The sequence below is a fragment of the Dechloromonas sp. ZY10 genome (genome assembly GCF_041378895.1).
Taxonomy (GTDB): domain Bacteria; phylum Pseudomonadota; class Gammaproteobacteria; order Burkholderiales; family Rhodocyclaceae; genus Azonexus; species Azonexus aquae.
The window spans coordinates 451609-472975 of the sequence record NZ_CP144212.1; the positions used below are offsets into that span (position 1 = coordinate 451609).

Below are 21367 nucleotides of genomic sequence, written 5' to 3' on the forward strand. Positions count from 1 at the left end.
TTTATTATGGGCTGGGTAGCGAAAGCAGGCTCAGGCGCGCTTGTTGCCCGTCAGCTTTTCGTACTTGGCCCACAGTTGATCTTCGTTCTCGGCATTGCCCGGATCCTTGGGAATGCAGTCGACCGGGCAGACCTGGACGCATTGCGGTTCGTCGTAGTGGCCGACGCACTCGGTGCACTTGTTCGGATCGATGACGTAAATCTCGTCACCTTGCGAAATCGCTTCGTTCGGGCACTCCGGCTCGCACACGTCGCAGTTGATGCACTCGTCGGTAATCATCAGGGCCATGACTGGTTCCTCTCTCTATTTAACTGAAATGGACGCCCGCAGGCGTTTTACGACACAAGGTTGGACAAATTTGCTGACATCGCCGCCGAGACGGGCGATTTCACGGACCATCGTGGCCGAGATGAACATGTATTGCTCGCCGGGGGTCAGAAACACGGTTTCGACTTCGGGGAACAGGCTGCGGTTCATGCCCGCCATCTGGAATTCGTATTCGAAATCGGACACCGCGCGCAGGCCGCGGACGATCACCTTGGCACCCTGCTCGTGCACGAAGTCCATCAGCAGGGTGTTGAAGCCGACAATTTCCAGGTTGGGAACGTCGGAGAGAATCTCCTGCGCCATCTCGACCCGTTCGGCCAGGCTGAAACGGGGCTGCTTGCTCGGGCTTTCGGCAATCGCCAGGATCAGCCGGTCGAACAGGCTGGCGGCACGGCGTACCAGATCCTCGTGGCCCCGGGTGATCGGGTCGAAGGTACCCGGATAGATCGCCACGCGGCGGTCGAGTTTGCTGGAATTGGAATTGGCCGGCACAGTCGGTTCAGTCGTTCGGTTGGCTCGGCTCGCGCCGCATCAGGTGAAAATGCACTTCGCCCGCTTTGCCGTGGCGTACGGTCTGCCACGGGCCCAGCGTTTCGATTTCGTTCTCCGCCTCAAGGTAAAGCGCCCCGTCTGCGTGCAGCGCGGCGTCGAGCAGGGGCTCCAGCCGGGCGATCCAGCCCTTGTGGTAAGGGGGATCGACGAAGATCAGGTCGAATTTCGACTTGGACGAAGACAAATATTGTAGCGCATCCCCGCGAACGATCTCCACCGCCGCAGGTTTGTGCAGCAATTCGTGGTTTTCCTGCAACGCCGCCAGCACCCGTGGTGCCTTCTCGATCATCACTACCCGCGCCGCGCCGCGCGATGCGGCCTCGAAGCCGAGCGCGCCGCTACCGGCGAAGAGATCGAGGCAATGCCAGCCGTCGAGTTCCTGGCCGAGCCAGTTGAACAGGGTTTCGCGGACCCGGTCGGGGGTCGGGCGCAAGCCTTCGCTATCGGGAAAGCGCAATACCCGGCGGCGCAACTCGCCGCCGACGATCCGCACTGCGTTGCTGCCGGAGCCGGCTTTGGCACTCATTCGCCGGCCACCGTCACGGTGGTCAGATAGTCGCCGCGCACATGGCGGGAAAATGCCTTTTTAACGTCGTCGACCGTAACTGCAGCCACCTTGGCCTGGTAAGTATCGAGATAGTCGAGCGGCAGGCCGTAGAAGCCGATGACCGCAGCGTTGTCGAGCAGCTTGCGGTTACTGTCCAGGCGCAGCGGGAAGCTGCCGGTCAGGTTGGCCTTGGCGGCGGCCAGCTCTTCGCCGCTCGGGCCGTTCTTGACGAAGTCGTCGATCAGGCTGCGGGCCAGCTTGATCGCATCGCGGGCCTGGCTGCGCTTGGTCTGCAGGCCGATCTGGAAGGGGCCGGGCTGCTTCAGCGGCGCGAAATAGCTATACACGCTGTAGGCGTAGCCGCGCTTGTCGCGCACTTCCTTCATCAGGCGCGAGACAAAGCCGCCGCCGCCCAGGGTGTAGTTGCCGACCACCAGCGGGAAGAAATCGGGGTGGCCGCGCTCGATCGCCGGCAGACCAATCTGGATGTGTGCCTGCGAGGCTGGGTGGGCGATGTGCTTCTGGCTACCCTTGACCGGCACCGGCGGTGCCGGCAGCACAGCCGCACTGCCGGTCGGCAGCGCGGCGGCGAGCTCGCCGGCGATGCGTTCGGCGCTGGTGCGGTCGAGGTCGCCGACCAGGGTGATGGTTGCGTTGGCAGCGACGTAATACTGTGCATGGAAGGCGCGGGCGTCGTCGCGGCTAAGCCCGGCGACGCTTTCCGGCGATGCCTGGCGGCCGTACGGATGCTTGGGATAGAGCGCTTCCCAGAAGGCCTTGCCGGCAATGCTGTCGGGCCGTGTCTGCGCTTCCTTCAGGGCCGATACGGTGCGGGTCTGCTCGCGGGCGAAGATGTCGTCGGCGAAGCGCGGGCTGGCCAGCACCCGGCCGAGGATGGCCAGGGCCGGGGCCAGTTTGTCGGTCGCAGTCAGGGTACGCAGCGAAACGCTGGCGCGGTCGGTGTCGGCGCCGCCGCCGAGTTGCGCGCCGAGGTCGGCGAGCTGTTCGGCAATCGCGGTTTCGTCGAGGTCGCCGGCGCCGAGATCAAGCGTGCCCCGGGTCAGCGCGGCCAGCCCGGACTTGCCGAGCGGGTCGAACATCGAACCGGCGGCAAAGTCGACCTGCACGTCGAGCATTGGCAAGGCGCGGCTGGCGACGAAATAGACGCGGGTACCGCCCGCCGTCTGCCAGTGTTCGATGGCGACGCCGGCGACGGCCGGCTGGCCGGCAAGCAGGGTGAAAAAGGCAAAAACTACGGTCAACAAGCGTTTCATGGCAATTTCTCAGGCGCGAGTTCGGGTCGTTGCGGAGGCTGGGCGGGAGGGCATGCGGAGCGGCTCAATGCCGGCTGCCGGGCTTGGCCGGGCGGCGCGGCGCCTGTGCCAGCGGTTGCGGGTCGAGGACGCCGACGGTCAGCGTATCGTCGATAAAATATTTGCGGGCAGCCGCCTGGATGTCTTCGGCGCTGACCTGCTGCAGCTTTTCCAGCATCTTTTCGATGCCTTGCCAGGGCAGGTTGGCAGCCTCGGTCTGGCCGATTTCCATCGCCTGGCCGAACATCGAATCCTTCTTGTAAATCTGCTGCGCCAGCAACTGGGCGCGCGCCCGCTTCAGCTCAGCCGGGCTCACGCCATCCTTCTGGATGCGGGCGATTTCGCTGCGGATCGCGGCTTCCAGATCGGCGATGCTGCGTCCTTCCGACGGCGTGCCGGTGATGTAGAGCATGCCCGGGCCGCGGGCGCTGCCGTCGTAGCCGATATCGACCGAGAGCGCGACCTTGTCCTCGCGCACCAGCTTCTTGTTGAAGCGGGCGGCGTCGTGGCCGTCGAGTACGGCGGTCAGCATGTCCAGCGCGTAAGGGTCGCGGTCGCGCTCGATGTCGCGCAGGACCGGCGCCTTCCAGCCCATGATCAGCGCCGGCAGTTCGGCCGGGGCCTTGACGCTGACCCGGCGGATGCCTTCCTGCGCCGGCTCGCTCTGCGGCCGGCGCAGCGGCAGCGGGCGGCTTTCGAGCGCGCCGTAGTGCTGCTCGGCGAGGGCGAAGACCGCCTGGTGATCGACGTCGCCGGTGATCACCACGTAGGCGTTGTTGGGCATGTACCAGGTGTCGTACCAGGCCTTGGCATCGGCGGCGGTCATGTTTTCCAGGTCATTCATCCAGCCGATGATCGGCCGGCGGTAGGGGTGGGCCTGGAAGGCGGCGGCGTTCATCTGCTCGAACAGCTTGGCTTGCGGATTGTCGTCGGTGCGCATCCGACGCTCTTCCATCACCACCTTGATCTCCTGCGCGAATTCCTGGGCGTCGACGTTGAGATGGCGCATCCGGTCAGCTTCGAGCGCCATCATTTCGGGCAGCTTTTCTTTTGGCACCTGCTGGAAGTAAGCGGTGTAATCGCGGCTGGTGAAGGCGTTGTCGCGGCCGCCGGCAGCGGCTACCCGCTTGTTGAATTCGCCGGGGCCGACGCTCGGCGTGCCCTTGAACATCATGTGTTCGAGCACGTGGGCGACGCCGGACTGGCCGTCGACCTCGTCCATGCTGCCGATCCGGTACCAGACCATCTGCACCGCGGTCGGCGCCCGGCGGTCTTCCTTGACGATCACCCGCAGGCCGTTCTTGAGCGTGGTTTCAAAGGGGTTGGCGAACACCGTGGCCGGGGCTGCGGCGGCCAGGATCAGGGCGAGAGCTACGGGGCGGAGGGAGCGCGGCAACATGGTGGGTTCGGTCTTTGCGGAGATAAGTGTTCCAAGGGGCGGCGAAAAGAGCAGCGGGAGGGGGCAGGCGGGCTTTCCCAAGGGGCTTTCTGTTAGAATTCAGGCCTGTTTTTGCAGCCATCCGGGCGGCATCTTAGCCGCTTGCCGCGAGCCTGTCAGCCCGTCCGGCGGTTGCTCGAATGCTTTCTCCGGCCGGCCTTGTCAGCCTGCTTTGCCAGTATTACCAGCCCACTTTCGACTGCGTCCACCATGTTCAGTTTCCTCAAGAAAAAAATCGCCGGCGAACCGGCAGCCGAAGCACCGATCGTCGCCGAAAGCACGCCAGCCGCTGCACCGGTCGCAGCGCCGGCCGTCGAAGCCGCCGCCGCGCCTTCCTGGCGCGAGCGCCTGTTCAAGGGCCTGGCCAAGACCCGCGCCCAACTCGGCGGCAAGCTCAAGTCGCTGTTCTCGCGGGGCAAGGTCGATGACGAGTTGCTCGAAGAACTGGAAACCCTGCTCCTGACCTCCGATGTCGGGATCGAGGCAACCACCCACCTGCTCGAAGAGCTCAAGGCGCGCGCCAAGCGCGACAAGCTCGACACCCCGGAGGCGATCCAGAAGGCCCTCTCCGACGCGCTGCATGACACCCTGCTGCCGCTCGAACAACCGCTCGACGTGTCCGGCCACAAACCCTTCGTGATCATGATTGCCGGGGTTAACGGCGCCGGCAAGACGACCTCGATCGGCAAACTGGCCAAGTACTTCCAGAACCAGGGCAAGAGCGTCCTGCTGGCCGCCGGCGACACCTTCCGCGCCGCCGCCCGCGAGCAATTGCAGACCTGGGGCGAGCGCAACAGCGTGACGGTGATCGCGCAGGAGTCCGGCGACCCGGCGGCGGTGATCTTCGACGCCATTTCGGCGGCCAAGGCGCGCGGCATCGACATCGTCCTCGCCGACACTGCCGGCCGTCTGCCGACCCAGCTGCACCTGATGGAGGAAATCGCCAAGGTCCGCCGCGTGATCCAGAAGGTCGACCCGAGCGGCCCGCACGAAACCCTGCTCGTGCTCGACGCCAATATCGGCCAGAACGCGCTGCAACAGGTCAAGGCCTTCGACAAGGCGATCAACGTCACCGGCCTGGTGGTGACCAAGCTCGACGGCACCGCCAAGGGCGGCGTGATCGCCGGCATCGCCCGCCAGTGTCCGAAACCGATCCGCTTCATCGGCGTCGGCGAACAGATCGACGACCTGCGCCCCTTCGTCGCGCGCGATTTCGTCGATGCGCTGTTTGAGTAGGGGTTTTAGGATCGAGGATTCAGTGGGGGAGGGGGTTTCCCCTCTAGCGCCTAACATCTAATGGCTACCAGCTAAAAAATGATCGTTGCCAGCAACCTGACCAAGCGCTACCCCGGTGGGCTGCAGGCCCTGCACGACGTCAGTTTCGAGATTTCGGCGGGTGAAATGGTCTGCGTGACCGGCCATTCGGGGGCCGGCAAGACGACGCTGATCAAGCTGATTTCGACCATCGAGGCGCCGACTGCCGGCAGCTTGCTGGTCAACGGCCAGAACCTCGCGGCTTTGCGTCGCAGTGCATTGCCGTTCATCCGGCGCAATTTCGGCCTGATCTTTCAGGACCAGAAGCTGCTGTTCGACCGCAGCGCACTGGAGAACGTGTTGCTGCCGCTGGAAATCGTCGGCCTGCCTTACCGCGAGGCGGTGCGCCGGGCGCAGGCGGCGCTCGACAAGGTTGGCCTGCTTGAACGCGCCAAGGCCAACCCGGTGGCGCTGTCGGGCGGCGAACAGCAGCGGCTGGCGATTGCCCGGGCGGTGGTCAACCGGCCGGCGGTGCTGGTCGCCGACGAGCCGACCGGCAACCTCGACGCCGAATCGGCGGAGCAGATCTTCGCCATTTTCGAATCCTTCCACCAGGTCGGCGTCACCGTCGTGATCGCCACCCACGACCTCGGCTGCATCCGCCGCTTCGAGCCCCGGGTGCTGCGTCTCGACCACGGGAGGCTGCTATGAACTCCTGGCTGGCCCAGCATCAGGCCGCTTGCGGCCGCGCTGTCCGCCGCCTGCTGGCGGCACCGCTCAATACCCTGTTGTCGCTGCTGGTGATCGGCATTGCGCTGACTATTCCCGCCTTCGGCTATCTGGTCCTCGACAGCCTGCGCCAGTTGGGGCATGGCGCCGCCGGCGCCCAGCAGGTCAGCGTCTTCATGCAGCTTGATGCAAGCAAGAAGGATGTGAGCGAGATCGAGGCCCGGCTGCAGGCAGCGGCCCCCGGCCGCTGGCGTTTCGTGCCGCGCGACGAGGCCCTGGCGCGGCTCAAGGGCAACGAGGGGATGGCCGAAATCGTCGCCAGCCTGCCGCGCAACCCCTTGCCCGATGCCTTCGTGGTCGAGCCGCCGAACCCGGCGCCGGAGGCGCTGGAAGTGCTGAAGAAGGAAATCTCCGGCTGGCCCCGGGTTGAACACGTGCAACTCGATTCGGCCTGGGTGCGGCGCTTCGACGCCTTCATCCGGATCGGCCGGCTGGCGCTCGGAATGCTGGCGGCGGTATTCGCCGCCGGGCTGGTGGCGGTGACCTTCAACACCATCCGTCTACAGGTGCTCGGCCACGCCGCCGAGATCGAGGTGGCGCGGATGATCGGTGCCACTGACGCCTTCATCAGCCGCCCCTTCCATTATTTCGGTGCCTTGCAGGGTGCGGCCGGCGGCCTGCTCGCGGCCTTGCTGGTGGCGCTCGGCCTGGCCCTGCTGGCCGCCCCGGTCGGCGAACTGGCGGCGCTCTATGGTGCCCAGTTTGCGCTGCGCACCCCGGGCCTGGCCGAAGTCGCCGCGCTGGTCGGCTGCGGTGGCCTGCTCGGCTGGCTCGGCGGACAGTTGTCGGTGCACCTGTCGCTGCGCCAGTTCGACTAGCCGCAGCGGGGCGGCGGATGCACCTTTCCGTCGGTTTGACCGCGCCTTTTCGGTGCTGCTGCGGGCCGCGCTTTTGGCCCATTTTCACGGTCGACCGTAAAAGCCGGCCTTTTTGCGCCGGGCGCAGGCCTGCACCTGCCGCTGGTGTCTGCCGGGCTGCCTCGCCGCCGCGAGTTGCCTGATGCAGCGTCGCGATTTCCTTCGCGCCGGTGGTGCCGGCCTCGCCTTCGGGGCTCTGGGCGGGACGCTGGCGGCGTGCGCCAAAGCCCGACCACCGCTGCCGCCGGGCGAGTTGCTGGGCGGCAATCCGCCAGCTGCGCACCGTCTGCGCAGCGGCGATTTCCCCGCACCCGACGAAGTCCGGCAGGTTGGTATTGCCATCGTGGGCGGCGGGGTGTCGGGCATGTCCGCTGCCTGGCAGCTGAACAAGGCCGGGATTGACGATTTCGTCGTGCTCGAAATGGAATCCGAACCCGGCGGCAATTCGCGCGCCGGCCAGTCGCCGCTGTGCGCCTATCCCTGGGGTGCGCACTATCTGCCACTGCCGGGCAGCGAAGCGCGGCTGGTGCGCGAACTCCTGGCTGAACTCGGCGTGCTGCAAGGCGACCCCGGCGCCCGGCGCCCGACTTACGACGAGCGTTACCTCTGCGCGACGCCGCAGGAGCGGGTTTTTCGCGACGGCTTGTGGGAAGAGGGGCTGTTGCCGCAACTCGGGCTCGATACCGAGGAACGGGCGCAGCAAAGGCGTTTTGCCGAAACCGTCGACGCCATGAAGCGCCAGCGCGGCCGCGACGGCCTGCGCGTCTTCGCCTTGCCGCTGGCGCTGGCCAGCCGCGACCCGGCTTGGCTGGCGCTCGACCGGATCAGCTTTGCCAGCTGGCTGAAGGCGCAGGGTTTCACCGCGCCCAGCCTGCACTGGCTGGCCAATTACGCCTGCCGCGACGATTACGGGTTGGGCCACGGCGAGACCTCGGCCTGGGCCGGGCTGCATTATTTCGCCTGCCGCAACGGCGAGGCAGCCAATGCCGCCGGCGATTGCGTGCTGACCGCGCCGGAGGGTAACGCCTGGCTGCTGCGCGGGCTGGCTGCGCACGCCGCCGGGCGGATCGTCACCGATGCGCTGGTGTGGCGGATCGACGAGGAAAAAGGTGGGTTCACGGTCGACTGCCTGTGTGGCGAAAAATCCCGCCGCTATCACGCCAGAAAGCTGCTCTGGGCGGCTCCGGCCTTCGTCCTGCCGCACGTCTGGCGCAACGCCCCGGGGCCGCTCAAGGCCGCCGCCGGCAGCGGCGACTACGCGCCCTGGCTGGTCGCCAACCTGCACCTCGACCGCCTGCCGCAGCAACGCCACGGCGCCGCGCCGGCCTGGGACAACGTCCTCTACGAGGGCGTCGGCCTTGGCTATGTCGATGCCACGCACCAACTGCTGCGCCGGCACCACGGCGCCAGCATCTACACCTACTACCGGCCGCTGAACGAACTCGCCCCGGCAGCGGCCCGCCAACTGCTGCTGAACACCTCGCAAGCCGCCTGGGCCGAGAGCATCCTCGGCGAACTGGAGCGGGTTCACCCCGACCTGCGCGAAGTGGTCAGCCGCCTCGACGTGATGCGCTACGGCCACGCCATGCGCCGCCCGCTGCCGGGCAGCCTCTTCGCCAGCCCCCGGCAAACCCTGCTCGCCTTTCGCCATCCCCGCCTGGCGCTGGCCCATGCCGACCTGTCCGGCATTTCCCTGTTTGAGGAAGCGCAATACCGGGGCGTGCAGGCGGCGCGGCAGTTACTGGGGCGGGGTGGGGTGGTGATGGGTTGAGAGGGCGGGCCTTTTGCGGGGGCTGAGTGTCGATGGCTGGTAGGGTTCTTGGTGGTGCCTGCTTGTGACTCGTGGTGGAAGTTGGCAGGCTTTGAAAGCCGACGCTCAGAAATGTGGGGGTACCGGTGCCTTGCGGCTTTATTGCGCAGTATCCGCTGGCGCAGGGTTGATGCGTTTTTTAGAGCATCTATTTCTTTCTCGCCCGGCTAGACGCGGATTTATCTTTTGGTGTGTCAATAACTGCAAGCATCGCTGCTCGCCCCCCCCCTTTCTGATTTGCTTCAAGTTCCTTCTTTAGCAACGCTACCGACTGTTGTCCTGCGCCAATCCAACCGACTCTCGCAAGCTGGATGAACTCGGTATTGTTTAAGTAACGTGGGCAGTTGTGATAACCGACGGACAGCCCCCCTTTTACTCCAATGGCCTCAGGAACAGTGAGAAACTCCCTCAGGTGCGGTGCTGGCAATGTAATTCCAGGGACCAAGCTGTCGTCACGGGCATTTGGGCGGAATTGTCCGCAAAACTTGAAGTAGAAAGGTTCATCGTTGAGGCGATAACTCCAGACGGTGGGCGTGTCTGGAATTTTGTGTAAACGGGGTTTGAGTTACAGGTTGTTCATCCGGTCTTCGAGCTGGATGCAGTTTGATATAACGCTGGCAGGCTAGGAGATAGCGTCTTTCCCACGCCACCACAAAAAAACGCGGCCCCGGTTTTCCGGTGGCCGCGTTTTTGCGGGAGCTTCTGCCGTGGCGGAGGCAGGGGGGCGGGCTTAGTTAAGCACTTGCCACTTGCCGTTGCCGAACTGGTTCAGGGTGATCCCGCCGTTCTTGTTGTCGCCCTTGGTGTCGAAGGCGACCGTGCCGGTGACGCCCTTGAGAGTGACTTTCTGCAGCTGCGGCAGGTACTTGGCCGGTTCGACCGAGTTGGCCAGCTTCATGGCCTCGATCAGCATGTTGGCCGAGTCGTAGGCGTACGGGGCGTAGAGCTGGACATCGACGTTGAAGGTCTTCTTGAAGCGGGTCTTGAACTCGGTGCCGCCGGGCATCTTCTCGGCCGGGATGCCGGCTTGGGTGCAGTACACGTTCGGGCTCAGCGCTTCGGCGGCGAGCTTGAGCATTTCGCTGGTACATACGCCGTCGCCAGAGAGGAACTTGACGTTAAGGCCGAGTTGCTTGATCTGTTTCAGCATTGGCGCACCTTGCGCATCCATGCCGCCGTAGAAGATCGCATCCGGTTGCTTGCTCTTGATCCGGGTCAGCAGCGCGGTGAAGTCGACCGCCTTGTCGTTGGTGTACTCGCGGGCGACGACCTGAACGCCGAATTTTTTCAGGTTTTCGGCCAGCGTGTCGCCGAGGCCCTGGCCGTAGGCGGTGCGGTCATCGACGATGGCGATGGTCTTGGCCTTGAGCACGGTGGCGGCGTACTTGGCCATCGCTTCGCCCTGCTGGAAGTCGTTGGCGATGACGCGGTAGGCGGTCTTGTAACCCTGCTGGGTCAGCTTGGGGTTGGTCGCCGACGGGGTGATCGCCGGGATGCCGGCCTGTTCGTAGATCATCGCGGCCGGAATCGCGGCGCCGGAGGTGACGTGACCGACCACGCCCTTGGCCCCGGCATCGGCGATACGCTGGGCGACGATGGTTGCCTGGCGGGGATCGGCCTGATCGTCTTCGCTCATCAGTTCAAAACGGACTTTCTGGCCGTTGATGACCACGCCCTTGGCGTTGGCATCGTCGAGCGCCATCCGGGTGGCGTATTCCTCATCCTTGCCGATATGGGCAATCGGGCCGGTCAGCGGGCCGGCAAAGCCGATCTTGACCACGGTCTGGGCGGCGGCCGGTTGGACGGCGGCCAGGCTGCCCAGGCTGGCGAGCAGCAGAGCGATTTTTTTCATCTTGTTTCCTTGGTTATCTGGTGTGGAACCGGAGCGCCGTAAGGGCGGCCGGAAGCTGCAATTGTTCTGCAGTTGCCGGTAAATTTTATTGCCAATATCAAAGCTGTATTGGCTATTTGTGCAATATTGTTAACTTTTGGCTCAATTTTTAAACGATGGTTGCAGACTCTTCCGAGCTGGTGCTGGATTCGGTTGACCGCGAAATCCTGCGTCTGTTGCAGAAGGACGGACGGATGTCCAACGTTCAACTGGCGGAGCAGGTTAACCTCTCGCCGCCGGCCTGCCTGCGCCGGGTGCAGCGGCTGGAAGCCAGCGGCGTGATCGCCGGTTACGTGATGCTGGTCGACCCGCGCCGGGTCGGCAAGAAAACCAGCCTCTTCGTCGAAATCACGCTGCAGAGCCAGAGCGAGGAAGCGGTCAGCGCTTTTGAAAAAGCGGTCATTGGCTGCCCCGGCGTGATGGAGTGCTATTTCATGGCCGGCGACGTCGACTACCTGCTGCGAGTACTGGTCAACGACCCCGAGGACTACGAATTCCTCTACCGTCGCCACCTCTCGCGCCTGCCCGGCGTCGCCCGGATCAAGAGCAACCTGGCGCTGCGCAGCGTCTCGCGGCGGACCGAGGTGGAGTTGTAGGGGGCTGTGGCTGCCGCTGTGGTGGCCGGTTTTTTCCGGTTGACCGTGGGAATGGTCGTTTTGCGGATTTCGGTTTGCGGGAGTGTCGGTAGGGCCTGACCTTGGCGGTCGGCTTGTTTGATTGATTTGAGGCTGCTTTCCGCCGTTTGACCGGCGGGCGTACTTTTCTTGTCTTGCCAAGAAAAGTAGCCAAAAGAAGGCGCGCCCGCTGCGGCGCCCGGCTTTGCCGGGTGCTCTGCGCTGCTCGGACGAGCGGGCGGTTCGCATGAACTCGCCTGCGGCTCAAACAATGCGAACCGAAATCCCCCGCCCGTCCTGCGCTGCTCGACGCCGCAGAGGGCAGGGGGAAAACGTCTCGGATTCACGGTCGACCGTAAAAGCCAGCCAACGTTGATTTTTGCTCCAAGCTTTCCGCCGCGACGCCTTTGGGTCCCATGTGGAGCGCCGAGCAACGCAGGCGGGCCGGGGGGTGTCGGCGAGGACTGTTTGAGGCCCGCAGGGCCGAGTTCCGCAGCCGCCCGGCTCGACGAGTAGCGCAGGGAAGTCGGCGCAGCCGACCGCGTAGCCTGGGTTGCCTTTTCTTTGGCTACTTTCTTTTGGCGAAGCAAAAGAAAGTACGCCCGCGCGTCAGGCGCGGAAACCAGGCTCAATCATTTTCGAACAAGCCAAGGGCTCGGTAGGGCAAGTAAGGAGCCGGTGGTGTTTGCCGGAGGGATTGGGTTCTTGCATTGGGAGGCGCTGTTTTCCACCGTTTACCGGCGGGCATACTTTTCTTGTCTTGCCAAGAAAAGTAGCCAAAAGAAGGCGCGCCCACTGCGGCGCCCGGCTGCGCCGGGTGCTCTGCGCTGCTCGCGAACAACGGGGGGCTGCGGAACTCGGCCCTTTGGGCCTCAGACAGTCCTCGCCCTTGATCCCGTTGCCCGCTGCGCTGCTCGACGCCGCAGAGGGCTGGGGGAAAAACGTCTCGGATTCACGGTCGACGGTAAAAAAATGACGTTTTTGCCGGTCGACCGTAAAAGCCAGTCAACGTTGATTTTTGCTCCAAGCTTTCCGCCGCGACGCCTTGGGGCCCCATGTGGAGCGCCGAGCAACGCAGGCGGGCCGGGGGATTTCGGCTGGTGGTGTTTGAGCCCCGCAGGGGCGAGTTTAGCCAGCCGCCCGGCTCGCTGAGTAGCGCAGGGAAGTCGGCGCAGCCGACCGCGTAGCCTGGGTCGCCTTTTCTTTGGCTACTTTCTTTTGGCGAAGCAAAAGAAAGTACGCCCGCGCGTCAGGCGCGGAAACCAGCCGCAATCATTCCCGACTCAGCCAGTGGCTCGATAGGCTAACCGGCAGGCAAGGCAAGGCGCCGATCATGTCCTCAACACGGTCAACCCGAAAAAAAGCAAAAAACCGTTTTCCATAGCCGGTGAACGGCGCTCCCGCAAGAACCGGGGGCGGGGTCACCGCTCGTCCTCTTCCCCATACTGCTTCCGCAATCGCCCCAGCCCCTGGCGGAAGGCTTCGGCGTCGCCGTAGTCGAAGAACTTCGGGTAGCGTTCGTGCGCGGCCTTGATCCGGCGGGCGTGCTTGATCGGGCACCAGTACTGCTCGGTGCGGGCGGCGATTTCGCGGGTGTAGGCGGCGACGCCATTGCCGTAGGCACAGTAAAAGCAGTTGAATTTTTCGATCAGGTTCAGATAGGGCAGGTCTTCGCGGTCGAAGACGATGTAGTCGCTGCGCTTGACCTTGGGGATGCGGTAGATCGGAAAGCAGGTGTGCTGGTAGAGGGTGACGAAGAGGTCCATCAACAGGAAGGGAATCCAGCCGGCGTAGATGATCGGCGCGGTGAGGATCACCAGCAGCCGGGTGCGGAGCAGGAAGCGGAACAGGCCAATTTTGGAGCGGCGTTGCTGGCGCAGCAGTTCGCCGGCGAGTTCGGCGCGTTTTTGCTCGAATTCCTCGCGCTTCTTGCGGTATTCGTCTTCGATTTCCTCTTGCAGCGCCCCGATGCGGCGCAGCAGCTCGTCGATGGATTCCTTCATCCTGCCTCCTTCAGCGGTAGCGCAGATAGGGTTCGCGCGCCGCCCGCCAGGCGGCTTCGTCGGCGGCAGCCAGCGCGTCGAGCTGGGCCGGGGTGCTGGCCGGGTCGTCGACCCATTCGCGCAGTAGCGGCGAGCCGTTGATCAGGTCGATGGCCAGCCGCTCGAATTCGTATTCGTAGCCGAAGTCGCGCCAGATCGGGTAATCCGGGTAGAGCCGGCGGATCGCCTTGAAGGCCAGCGCCTGCAGCCGCCAGGGCTGGAAGGCGGCGTGGTCGTAACGTGGGCCTTCGCTGTGGATTTGCAGTGCCTGGCAGAGTTGACCGTGGAATTTGTGGAAAGTCGGCTCGAACCAGCATTCGCGCACCTGGCAACCGGTCAGCCAGGCCGGCGCCAGCGCCTGCATTTCGGCGAGGATGGCGCGGGCGTCGAGGTCCGGCGCGCCGAACAGGAATTCCAGCGGTCGCGTCGTGCCGCGCCCTTCCGACAGCGTCGTCCCTTCGAGCATCACCGTCCCGGCGTAGGCGCGCGCCATCCACAGGTTGGGTGCGTTCGGGCTGGGGTTGATCCAGACTCGCTCGCCCAGCGGCCAGCCGTAACCGGGGGCGGCCTCGGGTTGCCAGCCCTGCATTTCGATCACCCGGTAATCGACCGTCAGCTGCAGCTGGTCGATGAACCACTGGCCGAGTTCGCCCATGGTCAGGCCGTGGCGCATCGGCAGCGGGCCGGCGCCGACGAAGCTTTCCCAGCCGGGGCGCAGGGTCAGGCCTTCGACCGGGCGGCCGGCCGGGTTGGGGCGGTCAAGTACCCAGACGCTCTTGCCGTGGGCGGCGGCGGCTTCAAGCACGTAGCGCAGGGTGGTGATGAAGGTGTAGATGCGGCAACCAAGGTCCTGCAGGTCGACCAGCAACACGTCGAAGGTGTCGAGCATTGCCGGCGTCGGGCGGCGGACTTCGCCGTAAAGGCTGAAGATCGGGATGCCGTGCTGCGGGTCGATGAAATCGGCTGTCTCGATCATGTTGTCCTGCTTGTCGCCCTTGATCCCGTGCTGCGGGCCGAAGGCGGCGGTGAGTTGCAGGTCGGGCAGCGCGGCCAGCGCGTCGAGGCTGTGCGTCAGGTCGGCGGTGACCGAGGCGGGATGGGCGAGCAGGGCGATGCGGCGGCCGGTGAGCGGATGGCGCAGCTCGGGTTCGGCGAGCAGGCGGTCGATGCCGAAGCAGACGGGGGCGGTCATGGCTGGTGTGGATCCATCAATAGGGTGAAGGCGTCGCGGCGGTGGAAGTCCGGCCGTTCGCCGGGGTGGTGCAAGGCCCAGTAGGCGAGTTCGCCGGCCTGGTTTTCCAGCACGGCGCTGATGCTGATCTGCCAGGGGCCGGGTGGCAGCAGTTCGCCGGGCAGGGTGACCTGCAGGTGGTGCTCCGTAGCGTCGCTGTGCCAGTTCAAGGTTGGAGCGATGGCCACCGCTGGATCGGCAAGACGCTGGCGGTAGTCGGCAAAGTCGTAGACGGCCCAGGCGCCGGATGGGGAAAAATTGAATTCCCGGTAATTCGGGCAGTCGACCGTAGCGATGAACAATTCGCAGCAAGTGTGCAGCCACAGGCCGTCGCAGCGTTGTGCCGCGACTGTAGCCGGCAGCTTGAGGCCGGGCGCGGCGATCCGGTAGTCAATTTGCCAGGTATCGGCGGTAGCTTGCAGCGTCACTTCAATGCCGCCGCCGTCGGCGGCGGCGAAAGGGTGGAGAACACGATGAACGGGGTGGGGCATTGCGGAATCTGGTCATAAAAAGCCGGCGATGCCGGGCAAACAGCTGCCTACTTTACCGCAAACCGGGCTGGGTACTTGGTCTGCTGGGGCGGCTGCGGTAGCATCACGCTCATCGGAAAAATTCCAAAATTCACAATCCGTTATCCTGGAGGAGGACGGTTTCACATGAAAATCCAGACCAAAACCAAGTTGCTGATGCTGGTGGCGCTGATCGGCGTCGCCGTCAGTATTGCGGTCAGCTTGTTCAACCTGCGCCACAATCTGCTTGAGGATCGCAAGCAAAAAGTTCGCAACGTGGTCGAAACCGTCCATGGCATGGTTGCCCATTACCATGCCGAGCAGTTGGCCGGGCATCTCGACGAGGCGACGGCGCAGAAAACTGCGATGAGCGTGGTTAAGAAGCTGCGCTACGACCAGAACGAATATTTCTGGATCAACGACATGCAGAACCGGATGGTAATGCATCCGATCAAGCCGTCGATGGACGGAACGGATCTGTCGGCGCTCAAGGATGCGAAGGGCAAGGCCTTTTTTGGCGAGTTCATCGAAATCGTCAAGAAAAGCGGCGCTGGCTTTACCGATTATTACTGGCCCAAGCCCGGCTCGGATCAGCCGGTACCCAAGCTCTCCTTCGTGCGTGGCTTCGAGCCGTGGGGCTGGGTGATCGGCACCGGTATCTACCTGGAGGACATCGACCAGGAAATGCTCGCGCAGTCGAAGGTCCAGGCCGTGATTGCGTTGCTCATTTTTGCATTGCTGATTCCTTTTGCCGTGTCGTTGATCCGCGATTTGTCGCGTTCGATCAAGCTGGTGGTCGAAGCCACTGACAAACTGGCCGAGGGCGATTTCGACCATGCCGCCGACGTCGAACTGAGTAACGAAATGGGGGCGATTCTGGCTTCGACCCGGCACGTGCAGCATAGCCTGCAGGCGATGCGCTCCAGCGTCAATCAGCTGACCGACGCAGCCCTGGCCGGGCAACTCGCCACCCGCGCCGATGCCGAAGCCCAGCACGGTGGTTTCCGTGACGTGGTTGCCGGTTTCAACGCTACCCTTGATGCCGTAATCGGGCCGCTCAACGTGGCGGCATCGTACGTCGACCGGATTTCGCATGGTGACATCCCGCCGCGCATCTCCGATCAATACCGCGGCGATTTCAATACCCTGAAAAACAACCTGAATACCTGCATCGACACCCTGCAGTCGCTGATCGCCGAGATGAACCGGATGTCCACCGCTCACGATGCCGGGGATATCGATGTGCGGATTGACGAGGCGGCCTTTCAGGGGGCTTATCGGACGATGGCGCAAGGCGTCAATGAAATGGTTTTCGGCCATATCGCGGTCAAGAAAAAGGCAATGGCCTGCATCCGGGAGTTCGGCGAAGGCAATATGGATGCGCCGCTTGAGTCCTTCCCCGGCAAGAAGCGTTTCATCAACGAAACCATCGAACAGGTTCGCGACAACATCAAGGCACTGGTCACCGATGCCAACCGGCTGTCGGCCGCCGCCGTTGCCGGCCGTCTTGAAACTCGCGCCGACGCCAATCGGCATCGCGGCGACTTCCGGCGTATCGTCGAAGGCGTCAATGGCACCCTGGATGCGGTGGTGACGCCGATTCACGATGTCCAGCGAGTGATGGCCGGAATGGCTCAGGGCGACATGACGGCGCGTATCCGTCAGCCGTACCAGGGCGATTTTGCGACACTGAAGGACGCCATCAACGGCACCCTTGAACGTCTCTCCGGCACTATCGCGCAGATCGTGACTGCCTCCGATGCCCTGTCGAACGCCGCCGGCCAGGTTTCGTCAACTGCCCAGTCGCTGTCGCAATCGGCTGCGCAGCAGGCCTCGTCGGTCGAGGAAACTTCGGCCAGCCTGGAGCAGATGACCGCCTCGGTTGCCCACAATACCGACAACGCCAATGTCACCGACAAGATGGCGGCGCGCGCTGCTGAAGAAGCCGCCGAGGGGGGGCGCGAAGTGGGCAAGACGGTCGATGCGATGAAGTTGATCGCCGGCAAGATCGGGATCATCGACGACATTGCCTACCAGACCAACCTGCTGGCCTTGAATGCGGCGATTGAGGCAGCCCGTGCCGGCGACCACGGCAAGGGCTTTGCGGTCGTTGCCGCCGAAGTGCGCAAGCTGGCCGAGCGTTCGCAGGTGGCGGCTCAGGAAATCGGCGAACTGGCCGGCAATTCGGTAAAGCTCGCCGAGCGTGCCGGCAGCCTGTTGCACAATATGGTTCCGGCAATCCAGAAGACCTCCGATCTGGTGCAGGAAATTGCATCAGCATCGCAGGAACAGTCGACGGGCGTCGACCAGATCAACCGGGCGATGAGCATGCTCAACAACGCCACCCAGCAGAATGCGGCGGCCTCCGAGGAGCTGGCGGCAACCGCCGAGGAACTGGGGGGGCAGGCGGCGCAGTTGCAGGACCTGACTGCCTTCTTCAAGGTTTGAGCCGGAGCGCTTTGACGCCAGCCTGTGGTGGTATGAGGAGCCTGTCGGACGATTGACCGACAGGCTCCGGCCTTTTTCACCGGGGCGTTTTCGGTTAATTTACCGCCTTTGACTAATAACAATGCTTCATACAGGGAGACGGACCAAGTGATTCCGCTACGCATCAACCTCGAACAGGACGAAATTCCGACCCACTGGTACAACGTCGTAGCCGACATGCCCAACCCACCGGCACCGCCGCTCGGGCCGGATGGTCAGCCAGTGCCGCCGGAGGCGATGGGGGCGATCTTTCCCGATCCGATTCTGGAACAGGAAATGTCGGCGCAACGCTGGATCGAGATTCCCGAGCCGGTCCGTCAGATTTATGCTCAGTGGCGCCCGGCACCGCTTTGCCGAGCGCTGCGCCTGGAGCAGGCGCTCGGCACTCCGGCCAAAATCTTCTTCAAGTATGAAGGCGTTTCTCCGGCCGGTTCGCACAAACCGAACTCCGCCGTGCCGCAGGCGTATTACAACAAGCTCGCCGGAACCAAGCGCCTGACCACCGAAACTGGCGCTGGCCAGTGGGGCTCGTCGATTTCCTATGCCGGCCAGATGTTCGGTCTGCCGGTGCGGGTGTATATGGTCAAGGTCAGCTACGGCCAGAAGCCCTTCCGTCGCTCGATGATGCAGACCTGGGGGGCCGAGGTTTTTGCTTCCCCGACCAATCTGACCAATGCCGGTCGCGCTGCGCTGGCCGCCGATCCGGACTGCCAGGGCTCGCTTGGCCTGGCGATTTCCGAGGCAGTCGAGGAGGCGGCAGCCGATCCCGGCACCTGTTACACCCTGGGTTCGGTGCTCAACCACGTGCTGCTGCACCAGACGGTGATTGGTCTGGAAGCCAAGAAGCAGTTCGAGAAAATCGGCCTCTACCCGGACGTGATCTTCGGGCCCTGCGGCGGCGGTTCCAGCTTTGGCGGCATTGCCTTCCCCTTCCTCGCCGACAAGGCTGCTGGCGACAAGCGTGCTGCGAATCTGCGCTGCGTTGCGGTCGAGCCGACCTCCTGCCCGACGCTGACCAAGGGCGCTTACACCTATGACTATGGCGATGCCTCCGGTTATACGCCGATCATGAAGATGTACACCCTGGGCCACGATTTCATGCCGCCCGGCATCCACGCCGGTGGCTTGCGCTACCACGGCGATTCGCCGCTGGTGTCGCAGCTCTTCCATGAAAAGCTGCTGGAGGCCGTTGCCGTACCGCAGGTTGCGACCTTTGAGGCCGGTGTCCAGTTTGCCCGCGCCGAAGGCATCATCCCGGCGCCAGAGTCCTGCCACGCGATCCGTGCCGCGATCGACGAAGCCTTGCGTTGCAAGGCGACTGGCGAAGCCAAGACCATCCTCTTCTGCCTGACCGGCCATGGCCATTTCGATATGGCGTCCTACGACAAGTTCTTCTCCGGCCAGCTGGAGGATTACGAGTATCCGCAGGAAGCGATTGCCGAGTCGCTGAAGCATTTGCCGAAAGTCGGCTGATTTTTGCCTGAAAGACGCGGTCGACCGTGAGAGCTCTGGTTTTCCTGCTGGTATTTGCCAATCTGCTGTTCTACGCTTTCTCGGCGGGCTATTTCGGTTCGCCCGGGAGCGACGATGCCCGGCGCCTGGCGCAGCAGGTACATCCGGAGCGTTTGCGCATCGTCTCGCGTGGCGAGGCGCCGGCGGCCGCTGAAGAGAGCAAGCCGTTGGCCGCCGACCCTGCCCTGTCCGGGGGAGATAAGCCGGCAGTGCTCGGCTGTCTGCTCTGGGAAGGTCTCGGTGAGGCCGAAGCCGGCAAGCTGGGAGAGTGGTTGGCCAGCAAATTTCCCGAGTTCCGGGTCGAGCGGCTGGGGGCTGGCGAAGCTGCGGCTCGTCAGTGGTGGGTCTATATTCCTCCGTTGTCGAACAAGGCTGAAAGCGAACGCAAGGCCGGGCAGTTGCGCACTCTCGGGATCAATGACTATTTCATTGTTAATGACGGTGCGCAGCGTTTTGCCATCTCGCTGGGAATTTTTTCGGCCGAAAGCCGGGCTGAAGAGCGGCTGGCCGAATTGAAAGCCAAGGGGGTGCGTTCAGCCCGTGTCGGCGAGCGGCCGGGGCGCGAGACGAGCCTGGGTCTGCGGCTCCGCGGGCCACAGGCCCAGCAGCCAGCCCTGCTAGCCGCGCTGGGTGAAGGCGGTCGCAGCATGCCGCAAAACTGCCCGTGAGCGCTTATGTAGTCGGCCTGACCGGCGGGGTTGGCAGTGGCAAGAGCACGGTTGCCAACTGGCTGGTCGAGCAAGGCGCCGGACTGGTCGATACCGACGCGATCGCGCATGAACTGACGGCCCCCGGAGGCGGGGCCATGGCGGCACTGATTGCCAGCTTCGGCGCTGATATTGCAACGCCTGATGGAGCTCTTGACCGTGCGGCGATGCGGCGCCGGGTATTTGCTGACCCGGCTGCACGGCGCCAACTGGAGGCAGTCCTGCATCCAATGATCCGCCAAGTGGCCGAGCAGCGCTGTCATTCCGATCCGGCGCCTTACGTTTTGCTGGCAGTGCCGCTGCTGGTCGAGAGCGGGGCTTACCGGCGGCGCTGTGACCGGATACTTGTTGTCGATTGTCCGGTCGAGTTGCAGTTGGCCCGGGTCATGCTGCGCAATGGTCTGAGTTCTGCTGAGGCGCAGGCGATTATTTCTGCCCAGGCAACGCGTGAACAGCGGCTGGCGATTGCCGACGACATTGTGCTCAATGCCTCACGGACAGAGGATTTACATGCGCCGCTCTGTCGTTTGCATACGGCTTATCTCGCACAAGCTGCGGAAAAAGCTAAAGCAAACCATTGAGATTTGCTTGCAAATGCCTCAAAATAAAAATAATTTTCGGCTGTCCCGGACACTCCTCGCGTGATTACCTACGAATACCCGTTCAACGAGCGCATCCGCACCTTGCTGCGTCTCGAAGATCTCTTTGAGAAGACGGCGTATTTTGCAAAAAGCGCAGGTCAACTCGAACATCATGTGGCCCTGGTCACGCTGTTTGAAATTCTTGAAGTGGCCGGCCGGGCTGATCTGAAAATGGATCTGATCCAGGAACTTGAGCGGCAACGCCAGACCCTCCTCGCTTATCGCAACAATCCCGATATTTCCGAAGAGGCGCTCTCCGGTGCACTTTACGAAATCGAGCAGTCATCGGCAGCTCTACTGGCGATGACCGGCAAGATCGGTCAGTATCTGCGCGATAACGACTGGCTGATGGGGATCAAGAGCCGGGCTGCGATTCCCGGTGGTGTTTGCGAATTCGACCTGCCTTCCTACCACTGGTGGCAGCATCGTTCGCCCGACTCCCGGCGCGAGTCGCTTGAGGGGTGGACCCGACCGGTGTTGCCCCTGCGCGATGCGGCGGCGATCGTGCTCCGGCTTCTGCGTTCGAGCGGCCGGCCCAAGGGCTATGTCGCAACTGGCGGGCAATTTCAGCTGAATCTCGGCGGCACGGCCGCCCAAATGGTGCGGATTAAACTCGAGGCAGGCGAGGCGGCAATTCCCGAAGTCAGCGCCAACAAATATTTCCTCAATATCCGCTTTACCAAGCCGCCGGCCGGCGAGATCAAGGCCAGAAGCTGCGAACGCGATGTGGCGTTCGATCTGACTTTCTGTAATCTCTGAGCAAGATCTCCGGCACCTCGCCGGAGATGTTTTTACTTCGCTGGCAAGGTCCCGATTCCCGTTAAAATGCCGCCTTTATCGGTTGTG

The 21367-nt window shown here is 63.5% G+C and carries 19 protein-coding genes; 10 read left to right on the forward strand and 9 right to left on the reverse strand.

Translation table 11 applies throughout. From position 1 onward, the window contains the following. Positions 1–30: 30 nt before the first annotated feature. From VX159_RS02135 to VX159_RS02155, 5 genes are all read right to left on the reverse strand, one after another. Entirely contained in the window at positions 31–288 is a 258-nt protein-coding gene (locus tag VX159_RS02135) for a YfhL family 4Fe-4S dicluster ferredoxin (protein ID WP_371324344.1), read from the reverse strand. A gap of 15 nt (positions 289–303) precedes the next feature. Next, the gene (coaD, locus tag VX159_RS02140) at positions 304–819 is read right to left on the reverse strand and encodes a pantetheine-phosphate adenylyltransferase (RefSeq protein ID WP_371324345.1); all 516 of its coding nucleotides are present in this window, start codon (positions 817–819) and stop codon (positions 304–306) included. Positions 820–826: 7 nt separating this feature from the next. Further along, on the reverse strand, positions 827–1405 hold the full coding sequence (gene rsmD / locus VX159_RS02145) for a 16S rRNA (guanine(966)-N(2))-methyltransferase RsmD (RefSeq protein ID WP_371324346.1): 579 nt from the start codon (positions 1403–1405) through the stop codon (positions 827–829). Further along, positions 1402–2700, reverse strand: coding sequence for a M16 family metallopeptidase (locus VX159_RS02150; RefSeq protein ID WP_371324347.1), 1299 nt, complete (start codon positions 2698–2700; stop codon positions 1402–1404). The genes rsmD and VX159_RS02150 overlap by 4 nt, the downstream gene beginning before the upstream one ends. Before the next feature lie 64 nt (positions 2701–2764). Next, positions 2765–4138 carry a M16 family metallopeptidase gene (locus VX159_RS02155; protein WP_371324348.1) on the reverse strand — a complete coding sequence of 458 codons (1374 nt, stop codon included), beginning with the start codon at positions 4136–4138 and terminating at the stop codon, positions 2765–2767. Positions 4139–4387: 249 nt separating this feature from the next. Between VX159_RS02155 and ftsY the strand changes: the two genes are divergently transcribed. The 4 genes from ftsY to VX159_RS02175 all read left to right on the forward strand — a co-directional run bounded on the left by ftsY (position 4388) and on the right by VX159_RS02175 (position 8848). Continuing rightward, positions 4388–5413 carry a signal recognition particle-docking protein FtsY gene (gene ftsY, locus VX159_RS02160; protein WP_371324349.1) on the forward strand — a complete coding sequence of 342 codons (1026 nt, stop codon included), beginning with the start codon at positions 4388–4390 and terminating at the stop codon, positions 5411–5413. A 78-nt stretch (positions 5414–5491) separates the two neighbouring features. After that, entirely contained in the window at positions 5492–6142 is a 651-nt protein-coding gene (locus VX159_RS02165) for a cell division ATP-binding protein FtsE (RefSeq protein ID WP_371324350.1), read from the forward strand. Continuing rightward, positions 6139–7038, forward strand: a complete 900-nt coding sequence (gene ftsX / locus VX159_RS02170; protein WP_371324351.1) for a permease-like cell division protein FtsX — start codon at positions 6139–6141, stop codon at positions 7036–7038. Before VX159_RS02165 ends, ftsX begins: the two co-directional genes overlap by 4 nt. 181 nt (positions 7039–7219) lie before the next feature. Beyond that, positions 7220–8848: an FAD-dependent oxidoreductase gene (locus tag VX159_RS02175; protein WP_371324352.1), complete on the forward strand. Its 1629-nt coding sequence runs from the start codon at positions 7220–7222 to the stop codon at positions 8846–8848. A gap of 769 nt (positions 8849–9617) precedes the next feature. On the opposite strand, the gene VX159_RS02180 is transcribed toward VX159_RS02175, so the two are convergent. Continuing rightward, positions 9618–10739, reverse strand: a complete 1122-nt coding sequence (locus VX159_RS02180) for a branched-chain amino acid ABC transporter substrate-binding protein (RefSeq protein WP_371324353.1) — start codon at positions 10737–10739, stop codon at positions 9618–9620. A gap of 155 nt (positions 10740–10894) precedes the next feature. On the opposite strand from VX159_RS02180, the gene VX159_RS02185 reads away from it, so the two are divergent. Further along, entirely contained in the window at positions 10895–11374 is a 480-nt protein-coding gene (locus tag VX159_RS02185; RefSeq protein ID WP_371324354.1) for an Lrp/AsnC family transcriptional regulator, read from the forward strand. 1439 nt (positions 11375–12813) lie between these two features. On the opposite strand, the gene VX159_RS02190 is transcribed toward VX159_RS02185, so the two are convergent. The 3 genes from VX159_RS02190 to VX159_RS02200 are packed head-to-tail and all read right to left on the reverse strand — an operon-like array spanning position 12814 to position 15156. Continuing rightward, the gene (locus VX159_RS02190) at positions 12814–13395 is read right to left on the reverse strand and encodes a hypothetical protein (RefSeq protein WP_371324355.1); all 582 of its coding nucleotides are present in this window, start codon (positions 13393–13395) and stop codon (positions 12814–12816) included. 10 nt (positions 13396–13405) lie between these two features. Then, positions 13406–14626, reverse strand: coding sequence for an exo-beta-N-acetylmuramidase NamZ domain-containing protein (locus VX159_RS02195; protein ID WP_371324356.1), 1221 nt, complete (start codon positions 14624–14626; stop codon positions 13406–13408). Next, positions 14623–15156: a DOMON-like domain-containing protein gene (locus tag VX159_RS02200; RefSeq protein ID WP_371324357.1), complete on the reverse strand. Its 534-nt coding sequence runs from the start codon at positions 15154–15156 to the stop codon at positions 14623–14625. Before VX159_RS02200 ends, VX159_RS02195 begins: the two co-directional genes overlap by 4 nt. A 165-nt stretch (positions 15157–15321) precedes the next feature. On the opposite strand from VX159_RS02200, the gene VX159_RS02205 reads away from it, so the two are divergent. The 5 genes from VX159_RS02205 to zapD all read left to right on the forward strand — a co-directional run bounded on the left by VX159_RS02205 (position 15322) and on the right by zapD (position 21280). Then, entirely contained in the window at positions 15322–17622 is a 2301-nt protein-coding gene (locus VX159_RS02205; RefSeq protein WP_371324358.1) for a cache domain-containing protein, read from the forward strand. Positions 17623–17769: 147 nt separating this feature from the next. Beyond that, positions 17770–19134 carry a TrpB-like pyridoxal phosphate-dependent enzyme gene (locus VX159_RS02210; protein ID WP_371324359.1) on the forward strand — a complete coding sequence of 455 codons (1365 nt, stop codon included), beginning with the start codon at positions 17770–17772 and terminating at the stop codon, positions 19132–19134. 26 nt (positions 19135–19160) lie between these two features. Then, complete coding sequence (locus VX159_RS02215; protein ID WP_371324360.1) at positions 19161–19841, forward strand: SPOR domain-containing protein; 681 nt, start codon at positions 19161–19163, stop codon at positions 19839–19841. Next, positions 19838–20461: a dephospho-CoA kinase gene (gene coaE, locus VX159_RS02220; RefSeq protein WP_371324361.1), complete on the forward strand. Its 624-nt coding sequence runs from the start codon at positions 19838–19840 to the stop codon at positions 20459–20461. The genes VX159_RS02215 and coaE overlap by 4 nt, the downstream gene beginning before the upstream one ends. A gap of 60 nt (positions 20462–20521) precedes the next feature. Next, entirely contained in the window at positions 20522–21280 is a 759-nt protein-coding gene (gene zapD / locus VX159_RS02225) for a cell division protein ZapD (protein ID WP_371324362.1), read from the forward strand. The last annotated feature ends 87 nt before the right edge of the window (positions 21281–21367 follow it).